The organism is Pseudomonas laurylsulfatiphila (assembly GCF_002934665.1).
In the GTDB taxonomy this organism is placed as follows: domain Bacteria; phylum Pseudomonadota; class Gammaproteobacteria; order Pseudomonadales; family Pseudomonadaceae; genus Aquipseudomonas; species Aquipseudomonas laurylsulfatiphila.
Genome location: NZ_NIRS01000008.1, coordinates 233,877 through 252,464 on the forward strand (window position 1 = coordinate 233,877; position 18,588 = coordinate 252,464).

At 61.2% G+C, this 18,588-nt stretch carries 17 protein-coding genes; 11 read left to right on the plus strand and 6 right to left on the minus strand.

Annotated elements, in window-relative coordinates; all coding sequences use genetic code 11:
• Positions 1–143: 143 nt before the first annotated feature.
• From rfbC to CD175_RS27580, 4 genes are all read left to right on the plus strand, one after another.
• Positions 144–689: a dTDP-4-dehydrorhamnose 3,5-epimerase gene (gene rfbC, locus CD175_RS27565; protein WP_102700239.1), complete on the plus strand. Its 546-nt coding sequence runs from the start codon at positions 144–146 to the stop codon at positions 687–689.
• A 93-nt stretch (positions 690–782) separates the two neighbouring features.
• The gene (locus CD175_RS27570) at positions 783–2,591 is read left to right on the plus strand and encodes a sensor histidine kinase (RefSeq protein ID WP_104451269.1); all 1,809 of its coding nucleotides are present in this window, start codon (positions 783–785) and stop codon (positions 2,589–2,591) included.
• Positions 2,588–3,982, plus strand: a complete 1,395-nt coding sequence (locus CD175_RS27575; RefSeq protein WP_104451196.1) for a sigma-54-dependent transcriptional regulator — start codon at positions 2,588–2,590, stop codon at positions 3,980–3,982. The genes CD175_RS27570 and CD175_RS27575 overlap by 4 nt, the downstream gene beginning before the upstream one ends.
• Before the next feature lie 40 nt (positions 3,983–4,022).
• Positions 4,023–4,478 carry a YiiD C-terminal domain-containing protein gene (locus CD175_RS27580; protein WP_104451197.1) on the plus strand — a complete coding sequence of 152 codons (456 nt, stop codon included), beginning with the start codon at positions 4,023–4,025 and terminating at the stop codon, positions 4,476–4,478.
• A gap of 74 nt (positions 4,479–4,552) precedes the next feature.
• Here the strand turns inward: CD175_RS27580 and cysQ are convergent, their stop codons facing one another.
• Positions 4,553–5,380 carry a 3'(2'),5'-bisphosphate nucleotidase CysQ gene (gene cysQ, locus CD175_RS27585; RefSeq protein ID WP_104451198.1) on the minus strand — a complete coding sequence of 276 codons (828 nt, stop codon included), beginning with the start codon at positions 5,378–5,380 and terminating at the stop codon, positions 4,553–4,555.
• The gene (nudE, locus tag CD175_RS27590; RefSeq protein WP_007972833.1) at positions 5,377–5,943 is read right to left on the minus strand and encodes an ADP compounds hydrolase NudE; all 567 of its coding nucleotides are present in this window, start codon (positions 5,941–5,943) and stop codon (positions 5,377–5,379) included. Before nudE ends, cysQ begins: the two co-directional genes overlap by 4 nt.
• Positions 5,944–6,031: 88 nt before the next feature.
• Between nudE and yrfG the strand changes: the two genes are divergently transcribed.
• Positions 6,032–6,694: a GMP/IMP nucleotidase gene (gene yrfG / locus CD175_RS27595; protein ID WP_104451199.1), complete on the plus strand. Its 663-nt coding sequence runs from the start codon at positions 6,032–6,034 to the stop codon at positions 6,692–6,694.
• A 121-nt stretch (positions 6,695–6,815) separates the two neighbouring features.
• Here the strand turns inward: yrfG and lysM are convergent, their stop codons facing one another.
• The gene (lysM, locus tag CD175_RS27600; RefSeq protein ID WP_104451200.1) at positions 6,816–7,256 is read right to left on the minus strand and encodes a peptidoglycan-binding protein LysM; all 441 of its coding nucleotides are present in this window, start codon (positions 7,254–7,256) and stop codon (positions 6,816–6,818) included.
• Positions 7,257–7,384: 128 nt separating this feature from the next.
• Here lysM and CD175_RS27605 point away from each other — a divergent pair, with 128 nt between their 5' ends.
• The 4 genes from CD175_RS27605 (at position 7,385) to CD175_RS27620 (ending at position 12,396) form a co-directional block, all read left to right on the plus strand.
• A complete protein-coding gene (locus tag CD175_RS27605) occupies positions 7,385–8,272 on the plus strand; it encodes a LysR family transcriptional regulator (RefSeq protein ID WP_104451201.1) in 888 nt (295 codons plus the stop codon).
• Between the two features lie 92 nt (positions 8,273–8,364).
• A complete protein-coding gene (fdhD, locus tag CD175_RS27610) occupies positions 8,365–9,204 on the plus strand; it encodes a formate dehydrogenase accessory sulfurtransferase FdhD (protein WP_104451202.1) in 840 nt (279 codons plus the stop codon).
• A complete protein-coding gene (locus CD175_RS27615; RefSeq protein WP_104451203.1) occupies positions 9,201–11,549 on the plus strand; it encodes an FdhF/YdeP family oxidoreductase in 2,349 nt (782 codons plus the stop codon). Before fdhD ends, CD175_RS27615 begins: the two co-directional genes overlap by 4 nt.
• A gap of 355 nt (positions 11,550–11,904) precedes the next feature.
• Entirely contained in the window at positions 11,905–12,396 is a 492-nt protein-coding gene (locus CD175_RS27620; RefSeq protein WP_104451204.1) for a glycine zipper domain-containing protein, read from the plus strand.
• Positions 12,397–12,462: 66 nt separating this feature from the next.
• On the opposite strand, the gene CD175_RS27625 is transcribed toward CD175_RS27620, so the two are convergent.
• From CD175_RS27625 to CD175_RS27640, 3 genes are all read right to left on the minus strand, one after another.
• Positions 12,463–12,885 (minus strand): acyl-CoA thioesterase, encoded by a 423-nt coding sequence (locus CD175_RS27625; RefSeq protein WP_104451205.1) that lies wholly within the window; start codon positions 12,883–12,885, stop codon positions 12,463–12,465.
• A 176-nt stretch (positions 12,886–13,061) separates the two neighbouring features.
• Positions 13,062–14,288 (minus strand): 3-hydroxyacyl-CoA dehydrogenase, encoded by a 1,227-nt coding sequence (locus CD175_RS27630; RefSeq protein ID WP_104451206.1) that lies wholly within the window; start codon positions 14,286–14,288, stop codon positions 13,062–13,064.
• A gap of 198 nt (positions 14,289–14,486) precedes the next feature.
• A complete protein-coding gene (locus tag CD175_RS27640) occupies positions 14,487–16,415 on the minus strand; it encodes a RecQ family ATP-dependent DNA helicase (RefSeq protein ID WP_104451208.1) in 1,929 nt (642 codons plus the stop codon).
• A 263-nt stretch (positions 16,416–16,678) separates the two neighbouring features.
• Here CD175_RS27640 and CD175_RS27645 point away from each other — a divergent pair, with 263 nt between their 5' ends.
• Positions 16,679–17,743 (plus strand): S8 family peptidase, encoded by a 1,065-nt coding sequence (locus tag CD175_RS27645; RefSeq protein WP_104451209.1) that lies wholly within the window; start codon positions 16,679–16,681, stop codon positions 17,741–17,743.
• A gap of 410 nt (positions 17,744–18,153) precedes the next feature.
• Positions 18,154–18,492, plus strand: coding sequence for a hypothetical protein (locus CD175_RS27650; RefSeq protein WP_104451210.1), 339 nt, complete (start codon positions 18,154–18,156; stop codon positions 18,490–18,492).
• Positions 18,493–18,588 lie beyond the last annotated feature (96 nt).

Consider the following 18,588-nt stretch of genomic DNA (forward strand, 5'->3'; position numbering starts at 1 on the left):
AAATTTTATTAGGCGCCTATATCGCCACTGCTTCGGGCGATACGCAACCCCCCGCAAGCCGGTATGAGTGTTCTGGCACTCGCCTCGAATGGCACTTTGCGCAAGAATGGCGGCCATTAAACGCATGCAACTGGAGAGCCTCCATGAACGTAGTGACCACCGACCTGCCCGGTGTTCTGATCCTCGAACCCAAGGTCTTTGGTGACGAGCGTGGTTTCTTCTACGAGAGTTTCAACGCCAGGGCCTTCAAAGAGGCCACCGGGCTGGACACCGAATTCGTTCAAGACAATCACTCCCGTTCGCAGAAGGGTGTGCTGCGCGGCCTGCATTACCAGCTGGAAAATACCCAGGGCAAACTGGTCCGCGTCACAGTCGGTGAAGTGCTGGACGTCGCCGTGGACATCCGTCGCAGCTCGCCGCACTTCGGCAAATGGGTCGCCGTGCGGCTGTCCTCCGCCAATCATCGGCAGCTCTGGGTCCCGGAAGGTTTTGCCCACGGGTTCGTCGTATTGAGCGAATTTGCCGAGTTCCTGTACAAAACCACCGACTACTACACGCCATCGGCCGAACGCAGCATTCGCTGGGACGACCCGGACCTGGCCATCGACTGGCAACTGGAAGGCACGCCGCAACTGTCGGCCAAAGATCAGGCCGGCGTGTTTTTCAAGGACGCCGACGTCTTTGCCTGAAAGGCCGGCGCAAACTCGCCTATCAAGATGCCGCTGACCCAAGGCGGGCAAGCCTAGGCATAATGCGCCTGTACCCACAGGCGCATGCTGCTCATGAAACCGACTCTTCCCCCCAGACCCCGTTGGCGCAGCCTGGCCCTGCTGGCACTGTGCCTGGCGCCGTTGCTGTGGCCGCTGGAGCATCTGGCCGAGCGCTATTACCGCAGCGAACTGGCCAGCCAGAATCGTCAGACCCTCGACCTCTATGTCGCCAACCTGCTGGGCACCCTGCACCGCTATGAAGTGTTGCCGCAAATCCTCGGTGACCTGCCGGCCCTGCGCGCTGTTGTCGGCGCGCCGGACGATGGCGTCACCCAGGGCAATGCCAACCGCCTGCTGAAAAATATCGCCACCCAGACCGGTGCCGAAGTCATGTACCTGATGGACGCCACCGGCAAGACGCTGGCCGCCTCCAACTGGGACAAGCACGACAGTTTCGTGGGGCGCAATTTTTCCTTCCGGCCGTATTTCAGCGAAGCCATGGCCGGGCGGCTCGGGCGCTTCTTTGGTTTGGGTACCACCTCCGCCAAGCGCGGCTACTTCTTCGCCGCCGGCGTGCGCGACGGCGAAAAAATCGTCGGTGTGCTGGTGGTCAAGGTCGACCTTGACCACACCGAAAGCCTCTGGGGCAAAACCCCGGAACAACTGCTGCTGACCGACCACAACGGCGTGGTCATTCTCACCTCGCGACCGGAGTGGCGATTCCGCTCGACCCGTCCGTTGAGCGAGGCCGAAAACAAAGCCATCGCTGCGATCCAGCCCTATCCAACCCGCGAGCCCAAACCGCTGGAGCTCAATCCCAATGCCTGGCTGACCCAGACCCAGCAGATCGCCGAAACCGGCTGGAATGTCAGTATCCTCGCCCCGCGCACCTTGATCGACCGTCCGGTGCGCACGGTGGTGGCCATCGGCGGTGCAACGCTGTTGGTGTTGATGCTGTTGCTTGGCCTCATGATGCAGCGCCGCCGCCATTACCTCGAACGCATTGCTTTCGAAGCCAAGGCCCGCCGCGAACTGGAAGGTCGGGTCGCCGAGCGCACCAGCGATCTCGAAGGCCTGAACCGGCGCCTGAAACAGGAAGTGCTGGAACGCGAGCAGGCCCAGCAGGAGCTGGTACGTGCCCAGGACGATCTGGTGCAGGCTGGCAAACTCTCGGCACTGGGCACCATGTCGGCGAGCATCAGCCATGAACTCAATCAGCCGCTGGCAGCGATTCGCAGCTACGCGGAAAACGCTGAGGTTTTGCTCGACCACCAGCGCACCGACGATGCCCGCGGCAATCTCAAGCTGATCAGCGAACTGACCGGTCGCATGGCCTCGATCATCGCGCACCTGCGCGCCTTTGCCCGGCGCGACCGGCATGCCCCGGAAAGCGTTGCCCTACAACCGGCGCTGGATGATGCCCTGGCCTTGTTGGCCAAGCGCCGACGCAGCATGGACGTCGAGCTGATCCGTGATCTGCCCGCCGCCACCCTGTGGGTCGAGGCCGGGGAAACCCGTCTGCGCCAGGTACTCGGCAATCTGCTGGCCAACGCCCTGGATGCCCTGACGGAAAAAGGCCCGCCACGTAAACTCTGGCTGAGTGCCCAATCCACGGCCGATGGCGTCAACCTGTACATTCGCGACAACGGCCCGGGCTTTTGCATGGAGGCCCTTGGACGCGCCAGCGAGCCGTTCTACACCACCAAGACCCGAACCCAGGGCCTTGGTTTGGGGCTGGCGATTTGTGAAACGCTGATGCGCGCCTTCGGCGGTGAACTGTCGTTCGCCAACCACAAGGAAGGCGGCGCCCTGATTACCCTGAAGCTGCGCGCAGGCGCACCAGGCGTGAGCCTGCAACCGTCCGAGGACCGAAGTGCATGACCATCGACAACCGCGTTCAGGTCGTGTTGATCGACGACGATCCCCACTTGCGCCAGGCCTTGAGCCAGACGCTGGATCTGGCCGGCCTGAAGATCCTGCCGCTGGCCGAAGCCAAGGGCCTGGCCGCGCAACTGGAGCGCGACTGGCCGGGTGTGGTGGTCAGCGACATCCGCATGCCCGGCATGGACGGTCTGGAACTGCTGACCGAACTGCACGCCCAGGACCCTGAACTGCCGGTGCTGCTGATCACCGGCCACGGCGATGTGCCACTGGCGGTGCAGGCCATGCGCGCCGGGGCCTATGACTTTCTCGAGAAGCCGTTCGCCAGCGACGCCCTGCTCGACAGCGTGCGCCGCGCGCTGGCCCTGCGCCGGCTGGTGCTGGACAACCGCAGCCTGCGGTTGGCCTTGAGCGACCGCAACGAGCTGAGCGCCCGCCTGGTTGGCCACTCACCTTCGATGCTGCGCCTGCGCGAGCAGATCGGCGCCCTGGCCGCGACCAGGGCCGACGTGCTGATCCTCGGCGAAACCGGCGCCGGCAAAGAAGTCGTGGCCCGGGCACTGCACGATCTATCGGGCCGTCGCAACGGTCCGTTCGTGGCGATCAATGCCGGTGCCCTGGCCGAATCAGTGGTCGAAAGCGAGCTGTTCGGCCACGAGCCCGGCGCCTTCACCGGCGCGCAGAAACGCCGCATCGGCAAGTTCGAATTCGCCAATGGCGGCACCTTGTTCCTCGATGAAATCGAAAGCATGAGCCTGGATGTGCAGGTCAAATTGCTGCGCTTGCTGCAGGAGCGTGTGGTCGAACGCCTGGGCGGCAATCAACTGATCCCCCTGGATATCCGCATCATCGCCGCGACCAAGGAAGACCTGCGCCAGGCAGCGGATCAAGGGCGCTTCCGTGCCGACTTGTATTACCGCCTGAACGTCGCGCCGCTGCGGATACCACCCCTGCGCGAACGGGGCGAAGATGCGTTGATGCTGTTCCAGCATTTCGCCGATGAAGCCAGTGCCCGCCACGGCTTGCCGCCCCATGAACTGCAACCGGGACAACGCGCCTTGCTGCTGCGCCACACCTGGCCCGGCAACGTGCGCGAATTGCAAAATGCGGCCGAGCGTTTTGCCCTCGGGCTAGAACTGGCCCTCGACAACAGCACGTCGGAAGGCGACGCTGGCAATAGCGTCGAAGTGGTCAGCGGTGGTTTGAGCGAGCAAGTGGAGAACTTCGAAAAAACCCTCATCGCCGCCGAACTGGCGCGCTCGCACAGCTCCGTGCGCAGCGTCGCCGAAGCCCTCGGCATTCCGCGCAAGACCCTGCACGACAAACTGCGCAAGCACGGTTTGAGCTTCTCGGACAGTGGCGCTTCGGCCCACCCCGACGACCTCGACTGAGCTACCGTCCAATCATCCAATTCAAACAAGAGGCCCCTGAATGAGCCGCGACAGTCGACAACTGGAATCAGTCCTCCATCACGACATTCCCCTTACCCGGGACATGGGCCTCACAGTGCTCGACTGGCATGACCAGCAACTGCGCCTGCACTTGCCGCTGGACGCCAACGTCAACCACAAGAGCACCATGTTCGGCGGCAGCCTGTATTGCGGCGCGGTCCTGGCCGGTTGGGGCTGGCTGCATCTGCGCCTCAAGGAAGAAGGCATCACGGACGGGCACATCGTGATTCAGGAAGGGCAGATCAGCTATCCGCTGCCGGTGACGGGCGATGCCCACGCCATTTGCCAGGCGCCGGATCCGGTGATCTGGAAGAAATTTTTGACCACGTTCCAGCGGTACAGCCGAGCGCGGTTGACGTTGCATACGCGGGTCGTCAATGAAGGCCGTGATGAGGATGCGGTGAGGTTTGTCGGGCAGTACGTGTTGCACCGCTAAATCGGGACCACCACAAAACCTGTGGGAGCGAGCTCGCTCCCACAAGGATTTTGCATCAGCGCGCGGGAACGATCTTATGCGCGTGCCAGTTCCAGCAGCTTCTCCCGCCAAGCCGCCTTTGCTGGCAACGCCAGAAAGAACGCATTCAACAGTGACTCCCGCGCCGGATAGCTGAACGGCTCTCCGCTCAACTCCAGCACTTCACCGCCCGCACCTTCCAGCACACCTTGCGCCGCCGCCGTGTCCCACTGCGAAGTCGGTGCCAGGCGCGGATAGCAATCCGCGGCCCCTTCAGCCAGCAGGCAAAACTTCAGCGAACTGCCGATGTTGGCCAATTGCAGCTCGCCAAGACTGGCGCTCAACCCAGCCAGCAAACGCTCTTGCTCCGGGCTCGAATGGCGACGGCTGGCCACCACGGTGAACGACTCGCCGGGCGCTAGCGCATCACGCACCTTGATCGCCACGAGCGTGCCACCTTTATCGCCGCGCCAGGCGCCGAGACCGGCGCCACCGACATAGAAGCGACCGTTGGTCGGCATCGACACCACGCCGAACACCACCCGACCGTTTTCGATCAGGGCGATGTTGACGGTGAACTCTTCGCTGCCGCTGATGAACTCCTTGGTGCCATCCAACGGATCGACCAGCCACCAGCGCTGCCATCCGGCCCGCACGCTTTGCGCAATGTTGGCGTCCTCTTCGGAGAGCACCGGGATGCCCGGATCCAGCGCCGTCAGCCCCGCCAGAATCAGGTGGTGGGCGGCCAGGTCGGCAGCGGTCACCGGCGAATCATCAGCCTTCGCCGTGACGGCCGTGCCTGTACGCCAGAACGGCAGGATCGCATCACCGGCCCGCAGGGCCAGCTCAATGACCGGTGCCATCAACGGATGCGGGAAGTTCATGACTGGAACGCTCCGCGCTGAGTCAACAGGTCTCGGGCCAGGTACAGCGCCGCCAAGGCACGGCCTTCGGTAAATTGCGGGTTTTGCGCCAGCGCCGAGAGTTCACGCAGATTGACCTTGTCCACCCGCATCGGCTCGGGTTCGTCGCCTTCCAGGCGCGCTTCGTAGAGGTCGGTGGCCAGCACCACCTGAATCTTCTGGCTCATGTAACCAGGGGACAGCGACAGCTCGGTCAGGTGCTCCAGCTGTCGCGCGCCGAACCCGGCCTCTTCCTTGAGCTCACGCTCGGCCGCCGCCAACACGTCTTCACCGGGCTCGATCAAACCCTTGGGCAAAGACATTTCGTATTCATCGGTGCCGCCGCAATACTCCTCGACCAGCACCGCATGCTCGGCATCGAGCATCGCCACGATCATGACCGCGCCGTACCCGGCCCCTTTGCCAACCAGGCGCTCATACGTACGCTCCACGCCATTGGAAAAGCGCAGTTTCAGCTCCTCCACGCAGAACAATCGACTGGTGGCGACAATTTCGCGGGCGAGTATGGTGGGTTTCTGGCGCATGCAAAGCTCCTTGGCGTGAACGCGCTACTATAACGCGGCTTTCCCGTTTGTTTACGCCAGAAATCTTTCTACTGCCCGAGACGTTGCCATGCCTTCATTACCCTGGTCCGACATTGATACCGTTCTGCTGGACATGGACGGCACGTTGCTGGACCTGCATTTCGACAACCACTTCTGGATGGAACACCTGCCCCAGCGTTACGCCGAATTGCACGGGGTCAGCCGGGCCATGGCCGAGATGGAATTGCAGCCGTTGTTCGAGCGCAATGCCGGCCAGTTGCAGTGGTACTGCCTGGACTTCTGGAGTGCCGAACTGAAGCTGTCGGTGCGCGACCTGAAACTGGAAACCGCGCACCTGATCGCCCTGCGCCCGGATGCCGACACCTTTCTGGCGGCGATCAAACGGGCCGGCAAGCGCGTGGTGTTGATCACCAATGCCCATCGGGATGCGCTGTCGTTGAAGCTGGAAAAAATCGAACTGGCGCCCTACTTCGAGCGCCTGATCAGTTCCCATGACTACGGTTTCCCCAAGGAAAACCCGCAGTTCTGGGATGCGCTGCAAGCCGATATCGATTTCGAACCGGCACGCAGCCTGTTCATCGACGACACCTTGCCGATCCTGCGCAGTGCGCGGGATTTTGGCGTAGCGCATTTGCTGGCCGTGCGTGAACCGGATAGTCGCAAGGGGCCGAAGGACACGGCGGAGTTTGCGGCGGTCGGGGATTATCGGGATTTGATTGCGGGGCTCTAGACCGAGTTGCCTGCAATCGCGAGCAAGCTCGCTCCCACATTGGAGTTTCGGTGAACACAATATTTGCTCACGACGGAATTCAGTGTGGGAGCGAGCTTGCTCGCGATAGCGGTCTTGAAGATTACTCAGGAATCCGCAACGACTGACCCGGGTAGATTTTGTCCGGGTGCGACAGCATCGGTTTGTTGGCTTCGAAAATCTTGTTGTACTGGTTGGCATCGCCGTACACGCGCTTGGAAATCGCGCTGAGGGTGTCGCCCTTCACGACGGTGACAAACACCGCGGCCTTCACCACCGGCCCGGTCACAGTGATCTGATCATCCACGCTGCCAACCCCGGCAATATTGCCCACGGCCAGCAGAATTTTTTCCTTCTCTTCCTGGCTTGCCACCTCACCGGTCACGGTCACTTTGTCACCATCAACCGTCGCTTGCACATTCGGGTTGCCCAGGCCGACCTTGCTGATGTGCTCCTTCAACTGCTCACTGGCATTGGCGTTGCCTGGCGTCAGCAAATCCAGCAGTTTTTCGCCTGCTTCCTTCACAAAGCTCAAAAGACTCATGGTGCACTCTCCTTGGGTTTGGGGTTCCAGACGCAAAAGCCTAGACCACGGCCGTCACTTGCGAATCCAACCCGACCAATGACCCCGCTTGCGATAGAATCCGCACCTTCCCGCGCCCAGGAGCGAAGATGGACATCAAGCAGCTGAAATTCCTCATCGCGCTCGACGAAACCCGCCATTTCGGCCAGGCCGCCGCACGCTGCCACATCACCCAGCCGACCCTGTCCATGCGCCTGCGCAGCCTCGAAGAAGAACTCGACCTGCCGCTGGTCAATCGCGGCCAGCGCTTCGAAGGCTTCACCGCGCCGGGCGAGCGGGTGCTGGCCTGGGCACGCACGGTGTTGGCGGCCTATGACGGCTTGTATGCCGAGGCCGCCGCCTGTCGCGGCAATCTGGTCGGCACGTTGCGCCTGGGCATGGTGCCGTTGTCGAGCTTCGATCCGCTGCCGCTGCTGCAACGCCTGCACGCCGAACACCCGAACCTGCGCTTCGAACTTTCAGCCTTGAGTTCGGAGCAGATCCTCGAACAACTGGCGAACAATCGCCTGGATCTCGGTGTTTCCTACCTGGAACGCCTGGACGCCGACCATTTCGACTCCCTGGCCTTCAGCGAAACCCGCATGGGCCTGCTCTACGATCAACGCTTCTTCACCTTTGGCGAGGCGCCGCTGAGCTGGGAATCATTGATCGAACTGCCACTGGGCATGCTCACCAGCGGCATGCACTTTCGCCAGTCCATCGACCATAACTTCCATAGCCGCGGCCTCACGCCACAACCGTTACTGCAGACCGACGCCGTCCATCAACTGCTTCAAGCCGTGCACGGCGGCCTGTGTTGCGCCGTGATGCCCTTGGACGGTGGCCTCGAAGGGCTGACCGACCACTTGCGCCTGCAACCGATCGAGAACGCCCAGACCCTTGGCCGCCTGGGGTTGATCATGCGTCGCAGCGCACCACGCTCGGCCCTGGCGGAAGCCTGTTTCGCGATTTATCAGCAATCACTGACGAGCGCTTGATCGACGGGATCTATCGGTAGATCAGTATTAGCGATTAGACGCGACAGTTTGCCGCGCCTAGTCTTAAAGCTGATCAAACCGTGGGTGATGCCATGAACACCAAGCGCCCTGTCTGCGCGGCGCCTGCCCTCGAAACGCCCGCGCCCGCCGCCAGCCAGACGTACAGCTACAGCAACTTTGAATACTCGGAATCGGACAGCACCGCGCTGGCCGAGGAAGTCGCGTTGGCGATTGCCTATAACGGCATCAGCCAGGCGGTCATGCTGGTAACGCCGACGGATCTGGAGGACTTCATTGTTGGCTTCAGTCTGGGCAGCGGCATCATCCAGGACGCCTCGGACATCTACGACCTGCAACTGACCGGCTCGGGCTCGGCGCAATACGCGCAAGTGACCATCGCCAATCGCGCCTTCTGGAACCTCAAGCAACAGCGTCGGCAACTGGCCGGCACCAGCGGTTGCGGGCTGTGCGGCGTGGAAGCGGTCGAGCAGGCCTTACCGGACCTTCAGGTTTTGCCCGGCGCCCCGCTGCCACCCGTTGAATGGCTCGATGGCCTGCGCCAGCGCATCGGCGCCTTCCAGCCGTTGGGCCAGCATTGCGGTGCAGTGCACGCAGCGGTGTTCATGAACGATCAGGGCGAGTTGCTGATGGGCCGTGAAGACATAGGCCGACACAACGCCCTCGACAAGCTGATCGGCGGCCTTGTCCGCCAGAACATCCCGACCGCCGGCGGGCTGGCGATTGTCACCAGCCGCTGCAGTCTCGAGTTGATCCAGAAAGTCCTGCGCGCCGGCATCCAGACCCTGGTCAGCCTGTCGTCGCCCACGGGCCTTGCCGTGCAATGGGCTCGGCGCCACAACCTCAACCTTATCCATTTGCCACAGAAGAATGCGCCGCGGGTCTACAGCCCAACGTTGGAGAATCAAGCGTGAGTCAACACCGTCAAGCCGACCAGACCCCCGTCCCTCGCTACAAGCCCTACAAAGGTCCTGCCGGTGGCTGGGGCGCTCTGATCAGCGTGGCCCAGGCCTGGTTGACCAGCGACAACGCACTGAAAAACCTGCGCATCATGCTCAAGACCAACCAGAACGGTGGCTTCGACTGCCCGGGTTGCGCTTGGGGCGACTCGCCGGAAAAGGGCATGGTGATGTTCTGCGAGAACGGCGCCAAGGCGGTGAACTGGGAAGCGACCAAGCGCCGCGTCGACGGCAAATTCTTCGCCAAACACAGCGTCACTGCATTGCTGGAGCAGAGCGACTACTGGCTCGAATACCAGGGTCGCCTGACCGAGCCGATGAGCTACGACGCCGAAACGGATCGCTATAAACCGATCAGTTGGGACGACGCCTTCGCGCTGATCGCCAAACACCTGAACGGCTTGTCCAGCCCGGACCAGGCCGAGTTCTACACCTCGGGCCGTGCCAGCAACGAAGCGGCTTATTTGTACCAGCTGTTCGTGCGCGCCTACGGCACCAACAACTTCCCTGACTGCTCGAACATGTGCCACGAGGCCAGCGGTGTGGCGCTGTCGCAAAGTGTCGGCGTCGGCAAAGGCACCGTGACGTTCGACGACTTCGAACACGCCGATGCGATTTTCGTCTGGGGCCAGAACCCCGGCACCAACCACCCACGCATGCTCGAACCGCTGCGTGAAGCGGTGAAACGCGGTGCGCAAGTGGTGTGCATCAACCCGCTCAAGGAACGCGGCCTGGAACGTTTCCAGCACCCGCAGCACCCGATCGAAATGCTCACCAACGGCGACAAGCCGACCAACACCGCGTTCTTCCGCCCGGCTCTGGGCGGTGACATGGCGATCATGCGCGGCATGGCGAAATTTCTCTTGCTGTGGGAACGCGACGCACAGAAAACCGGCGCACCCGCGGTGTTCGACCATGACTTCCTCAATGAGCACAGCGCCAATGTGCTGGAGTACCTGGCGGTCATCGACGACACGCCGTGGGAGCAGATCGTCGAGCAGTCCGGCCTGACCCTGGTCGAGATCGAGCAAGCGGCGCGCATGTACGCCAAGGGCAAGAACGTCATCATGTGCTGGGCCATGGGTATCACCCAGCATCGCCATTCGGTGGCGACCATCCAGGAGATCGCCAACCTGATGCTGCTGCGCGGCAACGTTGGCCGTCCAGGTGCCGGCCTGTGCCCGGTTCGGGGCCACAGTAACGTGCAGGGCGACCGCACCATGGGCATCAACGAACGTCCGCCGGCAGCCTTTCTCGATGCTCTGGAGCGCCGCTTCCAGTTCAAGGTGCCACGCCACAACGGCCACAACGTGGTCGAGGCTATTCATGCCATGGCCGAAGGCCGGGCGAAAGTCTTCATCGGCTTGGGCGGCAACTTCGCCCAAGCCACGCCGGACAGCCCGCGCACGTTCCAGGCGTTGCAAAACTGTGACCTGACCGTGCAGATCAGCACCAAGCTCAACCGCAGCCATTTGACCCACGGCAAGGACGCGTTGATCCTGCCGTGCCTGGGCCGCACAGACATCGATATCCAGAACGAAGGCCCGCAAGCGATAACCGTCGAAGACTCGTTCAGCATGGTCCACGCCTCCAATGGCCAGCTGCAGCCGCTGTCGAACCAGATGCGCTCGGAACCGGTGATCCTGGCCGGCATCGCCGCCGCGACCCTGGGCAGCCACCCGGTGGACTGGAACTGGCTGGTAGCCGACTACAGCCGCATCCGCGACCTGATCGCCGAGACCATTCCCGGTTTCACGGACTTCAACGAGAAGGTCAAGAATCCCGGCGGTTTCTACCTGGGCAACAGTGCCGGCGCACGCAAGTGGAGCACCGCCTCGGGCCGGGCCAATTTCCGCCCCAACGCACTGCCCAAAGACCTGGTGCACGAACGCACCCGCGCCACCGGGGTACTGCCGGATCTGATCATGCAATCGATGCGCTCCCACGATCAGTACAACACCACGATCTACGGCCTGAATGACCGCTATCGCGGGGTGAAGGGACAACGCGACGTGTTGTTCGTCAACGAGGCCGACATCATTCGCCTGGGCTTCAAACCGGGGCAGAAGGCTGACATCGTTTCGCTCTGGGACGATGGTGTTGAACGTCGGGTGAAAGGCTTCACATTGCTGGCATTCGACATCCCGGCCGGGCAAGCGGCGGCGTACTACCCGGAAGTGAATCCGCTGGTGCCGCTGGAAAGCACCGGCGATGGCAGCCATACCCCGACATCGAAATTCGTGGCGATCCGGTTGGAAGCGGCGAGCGAGACCGGGTTGATCATGGCCAGGTCTGCTTAACACGTCGTCTGAGCCGGCCTCTTCGCGAGCAGGCTCGCTCCCACCGGGAACCATTGTCGAACACAAATGCTGTGCTCACTGAAGATCAAATGTGGGAGCGAGCCTGCTCGCGAATGCGATAGATCAAACAACAAACTTTCCGAATTCTGCACTTTCCTTTCGCCCACAAAAAAGGCCGTTTCCTGATGAAAGCGGCCTTTGCGAAGTAGTAAAAGACCGGCAAAAAAACGTTAAGTTCCGCCCAAAAAACAGTAACTTGCAATATTGTATACAAGTCGTGTTATTCGTCGGATTTCGATTGTCACGCCCATTCCAGAGCCTCAGGATCGCGCCGTCATCCCCTTGAGGTTCCTCCATGAAGTTCTCCTCGATTCTCTTGTTGTCCCTTGGCCTGGTCAGCGGTATCGCGTCTGCTGGCGGCACCACCGAAGCCGGTGTAGGCGGCGCATTGGGCGGGGTTCTAGGCTCGGTCGTCGGTCAGTCGTTAGGCGGCAGTACAGGTTCCACCATCGGCGCGGCCCTGGGTGGCGCGGGTGGTAGCGCCGTCGGCGCAAACAAACACAGCCGTGGCGAAGCGGCCATTGGCGGTGCGTTGGGTGCTGCGGGCGGTAACGTGGTCGGCCGCAGCGTGGGCGGCACCACCGGCAGCCTGATCGGCGCCGCAGCTGGCGGCGGCGCCGGTGGCGCGCTGGGTAACTACATGGGCAAAGAGTACGATAATGATGACGACGACGATCGTCGTTCGTATCGCGGCCATGGTGATCGTCGTTACTACCGTGACGGCCATCCAGGCCGCGGTCATGCCTATGGCCATCGCAAGCACCACCACAAGTACTACCGCGACTAAGGCCTCGAGCGCCTCGCTGATCAGTACAACAAAAATCGCAGCCCAAGGGCTGCGATTTTTTTTGCCTTACTGAACCACCAGACGCTCCAGCGCCCCGCGTAACCCGACAGGAATCGCCACGGGTTGATTCGACGCACGATCGACAAACACATGCACGAAGCGCCCTGCCGCACAGGCCTCATCCTCGCCTTGCTTGAACACGGCCAGTTCGTACTGCACCGAACTGTTGCCCAACTTGCCCACGCGTAGACCGATCTCGATACGGTCCGGAAACGCGATGGAAGCAAAGTAATCACAGGAGGAGCTCACCACGAACCCTACCACCTCGCCATCATGGATATCCAGGCCGCCGACTTCGATCAGGTAAGTGTTCACCGCCGTATCGAAGAAGCTGTAATAGGTGACGTTGTTGACGTGACCGTAGGCGTCGTTGTCGTGCCAGCGGGTGGTGATGGACTGGAAGTGGGGGTAGTCGGTGCGTTGGGGCATCAGCGTTGCATCCTGGAATGGGTTCACCAAGTCTAAGGCGAAAACCGCGTTATCGTTCTTCGCGAGCAGGCTCGCTCCCACATTCGATCATCGCCGAACACACATTTTGCAAACAATGAAGTAACAATGTGGGAGCGAGCCTGCTCGCGAAGGCACCCTTGCAGGCGCCACATCAATCACATGTCAGCAAACCCCTTGCCCGCCGCCGCCAATTCACCAATCAACCGCGCCGGGTTCCAGTGATCGCCCTGACGCGTCTCAAGGTCGATCAGGCGCCGATGGATGTCCGCCAACCCCTGCTGATCCGCCCAGGCCATCGGCCCGCCCTTGTCCGCCGGGAAACCGTAACCATTGAGGTAGACCAGATCGATATCCCGAGCCGATCCGGCAATGCCTTCCTGCAGGATCTTCGCGCCTTCGTTGACCAGTGCCAGCAAGCAGCGCTCGAGAGTCTCCTCGGGGCCGATCTCGCGACGCTGAAACCCCAGCTCCTCACTGACTTGAAGCACCAGTGCATCGACCTGCGGATCGTGCTCGGCCTGACGGCTGCCCGGTTCATAGTGGTAATAACCGTTGCCACTCTTTTGGCCGAAACGTTCCATCTCGCACAGTCGGTTATCCACCTGAACTTCAGGCGCGTCCTGCCCGACACCGGACAGTTGCCGCGCGCGCCACTGCAGGTCGACGCCTACCACGTCGAACATGCGGAACGGCCCCATGGCGAAACCGAACCCTTGCAGCGCTGCGTCCACCTGGTAGGGATAAGCACCTTCCAGCAGCATTTTCCGCGCCTCGAGCACATAGGTATTGAGCATGCGGTTGCCGATGAAACCGTCACAATTGCCCGCCACCACACTGACCTTGCCCATGCGCTGGCCGAGCGCCAGCGCCGCGTCGAGGACTGCTGGAGCAGTCTGCGCGCCACGGACGACTTCCAGCAGCTTCATGATGTGCGCCGGGCTGAAGAAATGCAGGCCCAGCACTTGCTGTGGCCGGCGTGTGACCGCCGCGATAGCGTCGATGTCCAGCGCCGAAGTATTGCTCGCCAGAATCGCCTCAGGCTTGAGCAAGCCATCGAGTTCACGGAAGATTTTCTGCTTGAGCTCAAGGTTTTCGTACACCGCTTCGATGACCAGGTCGACATCGCGGATGGCCACATAACCATCGGCCGCCGTTACCCGCGCGATACGGGCGTCGGCTTCTGCCTGATCAATGCGGCCCTGACGCACACTGTGGGCATAGGTGTCCGTCACGGTTGCCATAGCCTGTTCCAGCATTTGCGGATTGTTGTCGACCCACTGCACGGCCACTCCGGCATTGGCCAGGCACATGACAATGCCACGGCCCATGGTGCCCGCGCCGATGACGGCGGCGCGCTGAATATTCGACGGTGTCTGGCTCATGTTTTGTTCTCTTGTTGGCGATCCGAAGACAGCCATCACCATAGTCAGCCACCGCGTTTTTTTGAAATTTATTCCTGTGATGAGCAACATTCAGCGGATGGATGAGCCCTGTAGGAGCTGCCGAAGGCTGCGATCTTTTGATCTTCACGTTAAAGATCAAAAGATCGCAGCCTTCGGCAGCTCCTACGGTTTAACGGGTTAGAGGTGCGCTTCGGCCCACCCGCGTACCTCGGCGTACGGATAATCTTCCAGCGCCGCAAACCCGGGAATCGCCCGCACCTTCAGTTTGGTGAACAGCGGCACGCTGATCCCGCACAGAAACCGCGTGACGCGTTCAGCCGAAGGCACGTTGCCCGTGTGCTGCTCGTGCCTGTGGATAAAGTCGCCACACAACGCCTCGAAATTTTTATCCACAAGCGCCGGCAATTCCGGTGGTGCCGGTAGCCGCGCGATCTGCCCATGACACACCGAACAATGGCCACATTGCTGCGGAGCATTGTGGTCGCCGAAATACTCGGCCAGGCGATAGCCCAGGCAACGGTCGGTGGCGAACAGATCCAGCATCGCGTGAATCCGCGCGATCTCGGTGTGTTCATGCCGAGTGAAATAACGGTGCAGCTCTTCGCTCAACGCGGCGCTGTCGAACCCGCTTTGCAGCACGCTGTAGACCTCGGTCATCTGCTTGCTTTCGAGCTCCACCCAACCCTTCTCCTGGAAGTAGTCCAGCGCCTTGACCACCCGACTGCGCTCGGCCTGATGCTGCTCGTACAACGCCTCGAAATTCACCGTGGCCCAGGTCCGGGCGCGGCTGGAGGTCTGGATGATCCCAGCGACAAAATCCCTGCGCTCGCCTTCAAAACGCGCCAACAGTGCCTCGGGCTCCTCCAGATACTTGAATCGATACTCGGCGTAGTACGCGTAACGCGGGGCGATCAACCCGCGCAATTCAAGTTGCACCAGCAAGGTCTTGAGCGGCAATTGGCGAATATTGCTCTGATCCGCCAACGGCCCCAGCAGAAACTCCCACTGCCCTTCGGGTGCTGCGGCAAGCATCTCGTCCAGCACGCAACGGATGCCATCGAGCTCGGGGGTGTCGCCGTAGACGAAGTTCTCCAGCACGTTGAGGCTGTCGCGGTTGGCCAACACCAGGCAGTCCGACGGCTGCCCGTCACGCCCGGCGCGACCGATTTCCTGGCTGTAGTTTTCGATGGATTTTGGCAGGTCGAAATGCACCACATTGCGGATGTCACTTTTGTCGATGCCCATGCCGAAAGCGATGGTGGCGACGATGCAATTGGACTGCCCGCCCATGAAGCGACGCTGGATCGCTTCTCGTTGATCATGGGGCAACCCGGCGTGATAGGCCTCGGCCTGAATGCCGTTGCGGTTCAGGTGTTCGGCGATGTGTTCCGCCGTCTTCTGCAGGGTGACGTAGACGATGCTCGGCTGGTCCGCACGCAGGCTCATCCACTCGACGAGGCGTCTGCGCTTGTCCGCTCCACGAACCGGCTCCACCAGCAAATTGAGGTTCGGGCGATAGAAACCGGTGGTCACCACATCGTCGGCGGCGATGGCAAATTTCGCCTGCATGTCGGCGATGACTTTGGGCGTCGCTGTTGCGGTCAGCAACAGCACCTGAGGGATATTGAACTGGCGTTGATAGTCGGGGAGCTTGAGGTAGTCCGGGCGAAAGTTATGGCCCCATTCGGAGATGCAATGCGCCTCGTCCACCACCAGCAGGGAGATCGGTACTTGCTGCAGAAAATGCCGGAAGCGTTCGTTCTTCAGGCGTTCCACCGAGATCATCAGAATTTTCAGTTCGCCGGATTTTGCCCGAGCCATGACGTCGCTGGCGTCATCGCGGCTCTGGGCCGAATCGATACTGCCCGCCGAGATGCCGTGGCGTTGCAGGAACGCCAGTTGATCCTGCATCAACGCCAGCAACGGCGAGACCACCAGCGTCAGGTGCGGCAGCAACAGCGCCGGCAATTGGTAGCAAAGGGACTTGCCGGAACCGGTGGGGAAAATCGCCGCCGCCGAACGCCCGGCCAACACGGCACTGACAGCGGCCTCCTGCCCGGGTCGAAACTGTGGATAACCGAAAACCTGTTCCAGGGTGTTGTGCATAAGCTGTCACTCCATTGACCGCTGCGGAGTCAAAAGCCTAGCCGGCGATTGCAGCGAGTCGAGAAAAGGTCGGGGGTGAAAACGATACGGGATGATACAGCGTCCCAACCCACCGATCCCTGGCCATAGGTTGAAACACAGGAGGCACTTTGCCCACTGATCTCGGCCTTCCGTCAACGGGTATGGTTTACCGCCATCAACTTCCGCCGGTTATCCATCATGCAGGAAGCGTGAGATACGCGGACCTTTATCAAGGAACGACCATGTCCCAAAGACACTTTTTTCCGCTTGCCTGCACGCTCGCACTCCCCCTTCTTTTGAACGGATGCCTGACCGTCCCGGAACAGCCTTCCCTGGACACAGCAGCATTTGAAACGCCGGAGTATCAGGCCCAAAAAGGCCTGGCGATTGTCAACGCATCAAGTCTTTATGCCCGCGGCGGCACCGGCCAGGGTGTGGCTGTCGCACTGATCGATTCGGGTTTGAACAGCAGCCTGCCGGCGTTTCTAGAAAGGCTCCGTGATCCGGGTTTTGACCATGTCGAGAATCAGGTCGGCACTTTTGATCGGGTCGGCCACGGCACCCAGATGGCCGGCATCCTCGCAGCCAACAAGGATGATCAGGGCATGCATGGCGTCGCGTTCAACGCGCAGCTGATCCCCTATCGCTTCGGCGACGATAACGAGCCCTTTTACTTCGATGGTGAAATCGCTCAGTCCTGGCAAGCAGGTTTCGACAAGGGCGCGCGAATTCTCAACAACTCGTGGGCCAACGCCATTCCTGCGACCGAAATCAACGAGGCGCGTTACAAGCAAGTCATGCCGCAATCAATGGTGACCGCGCGCAAACTGGTGGAGGACGGCGCCGTCTTTGTTTTTCCTACCGGCAATGAACTGAAACGAGAACCCTTGGCTGAACCCGGCTTACCTGTCGCCCTACCCGAACTGGAAAAAGGCTGGATCGCGGTGGTTGCGTTGAAAAACGACGGCAGCGCCATCAATGCCAAATCCAACTATTGTGGCGTGGCGGCAGCCTGGTGCATTGCTGTACCGGGTGGCGACTCCGGTGCAGGGCAAGGCCTGCTGACCACCAACAGGGATGGCACCTACACCCAGACGGCTGGCACCTCGCCTGCTGCCGCGCTGGTCAGCGGAGCATTGGCGGCACTGCAAAGTCGTTACCCCGAGCTCACTGCGCAGCAAGTGCGCGAGCGTCTGCTGGCGACGGCGAACCGGACTGGCCTCTATGCCAACAGTGAAGCGTACGGTAGAGGCTTGATGGATCTGGAAGCAGCCTCGCGCCAAGCGCCAAAGGTCATGACCGAGTAAGTCTGTATGGGTCGTTCGGCAGCGTCGAGACAACCTCCCCAGTCTGAACCACCCACACGGCTCAGGCCCCTTGTGGGAGCGGGCTTGCTCCGGGCGGCGCTCCGACGAAGAGGCCAGCACAGCCACTGTAAAACTCGAAACACCCGACATTGTCCGAGGCACCCTCTACCGAGATTTACTGCGAAACGACTGAGAACGCTGTAAGCATTTTTACCTCTCGCCATTTCACGTTGAAAACCCACCAACAACCTGTAGTCCCCTTCCTCCAAATATGACAAAACCCTTACAAAGCCTGTCGACCTCAGCCGTCTTGTCCCCCAGCGCCATCCCCTCCTATAGTTTCCTGCGCGGCTGAAAACAGTGTCTCGGCCTGCCGGGAACACTTGCCGATTTCGCACAGGACGCACTCAATGAAAAACCCCGACTCACTGACAGCCCGCTACCACCCGCTCAAGACCCGCTACAGCGAAACCCCGGTGCTGGTCATCGATACCGAGGCCGACCCCTACGAGATCCTCGACGCCGCCCGACAACGCATCCGCGCCGCCAGCGACCTGCTCGAAACCCTCTATTGCACCTGCTTCAAACAGGCCGAAGCGAGCGACATCCCCAATATCGTCAGCGCCCTGTACCTGCTGACCCAGGACGGCAACGACCTGCTCGACATCGCCCGCCAGCGCTTGCCGAAACACGTTGCTTGCCCCACCACAACTCCCTGTGGGAGCGGGCTTGCTCGCGAAAAACGATAACGCGGTCCACTGTGGATAGCGCCGTCAGCAACGACCTATGAAAGCTTCGGCAAGGTCCTACAAAACAAGACACCTTGTCGGCTATCGATGACCAGT

Bases quoted from the DNA above. Each gene is read 5' to 3' on its own strand.
- nudE (WP_007972833.1), bottom strand. From the start codon at position 5,943: ATGCGCCAGAAACCCACCATACTCGCCCGCGAAATTGTCGCCACCAGT.
- CD175_RS27625 (WP_104451205.1), bottom strand. From the start codon at position 12,885: ATGCCCCAACGCACCGACTACCCCCACTTCCAGTCCATCACCACCCGC.
- lysM (WP_104451200.1), bottom strand. From the start codon at position 7,256: ATGAGTCTTTTGAGCTTTGTGAAGGAAGCAGGCGAAAAACTGCTGGAT.
- cysQ (WP_104451198.1), bottom strand. From the start codon at position 5,380: ATGAACTTCCCGCATCCGTTGATGGCACCGGTCATTGAGCTGGCCCTG.
- CD175_RS27570 (WP_104451269.1), top strand. From the start codon at position 783: ATGAAACCGACTCTTCCCCCCAGACCCCGTTGGCGCAGCCTGGCCCTG.
- CD175_RS27580 (WP_104451197.1), top strand. From the start codon at position 4,023: ATGAGCCGCGACAGTCGACAACTGGAATCAGTCCTCCATCACGACATT.
- CD175_RS27640 (WP_104451208.1), bottom strand. From the start codon at position 16,415: ATGCACAACACCCTGGAACAGGTTTTCGGTTATCCACAGTTTCGACCC.
- CD175_RS27645 (WP_104451209.1), top strand. From the start codon at position 16,679: ATGTCCCAAAGACACTTTTTTCCGCTTGCCTGCACGCTCGCACTCCCC.
- fdhD (WP_104451202.1), top strand. From the start codon at position 8,365: ATGAACACCAAGCGCCCTGTCTGCGCGGCGCCTGCCCTCGAAACGCCC.
- CD175_RS27620 (WP_104451204.1), top strand. From the start codon at position 11,905: ATGAAGTTCTCCTCGATTCTCTTGTTGTCCCTTGGCCTGGTCAGCGGT.
- CD175_RS27630 (WP_104451206.1), bottom strand. From the start codon at position 14,288: ATGAGCCAGACACCGTCGAATATTCAGCGCGCCGCCGTCATCGGCGCG.
- yrfG (WP_104451199.1), top strand. From the start codon at position 6,032: ATGCCTTCATTACCCTGGTCCGACATTGATACCGTTCTGCTGGACATG.
- rfbC (WP_102700239.1), top strand. From the start codon at position 144: ATGAACGTAGTGACCACCGACCTGCCCGGTGTTCTGATCCTCGAACCC.
- CD175_RS27605 (WP_104451201.1), top strand. From the start codon at position 7,385: ATGGACATCAAGCAGCTGAAATTCCTCATCGCGCTCGACGAAACCCGC.
- CD175_RS27575 (WP_104451196.1), top strand. From the start codon at position 2,588: ATGACCATCGACAACCGCGTTCAGGTCGTGTTGATCGACGACGATCCC.
- CD175_RS27650 (WP_104451210.1), top strand. From the start codon at position 18,154: ATGAAAAACCCCGACTCACTGACAGCCCGCTACCACCCGCTCAAGACC.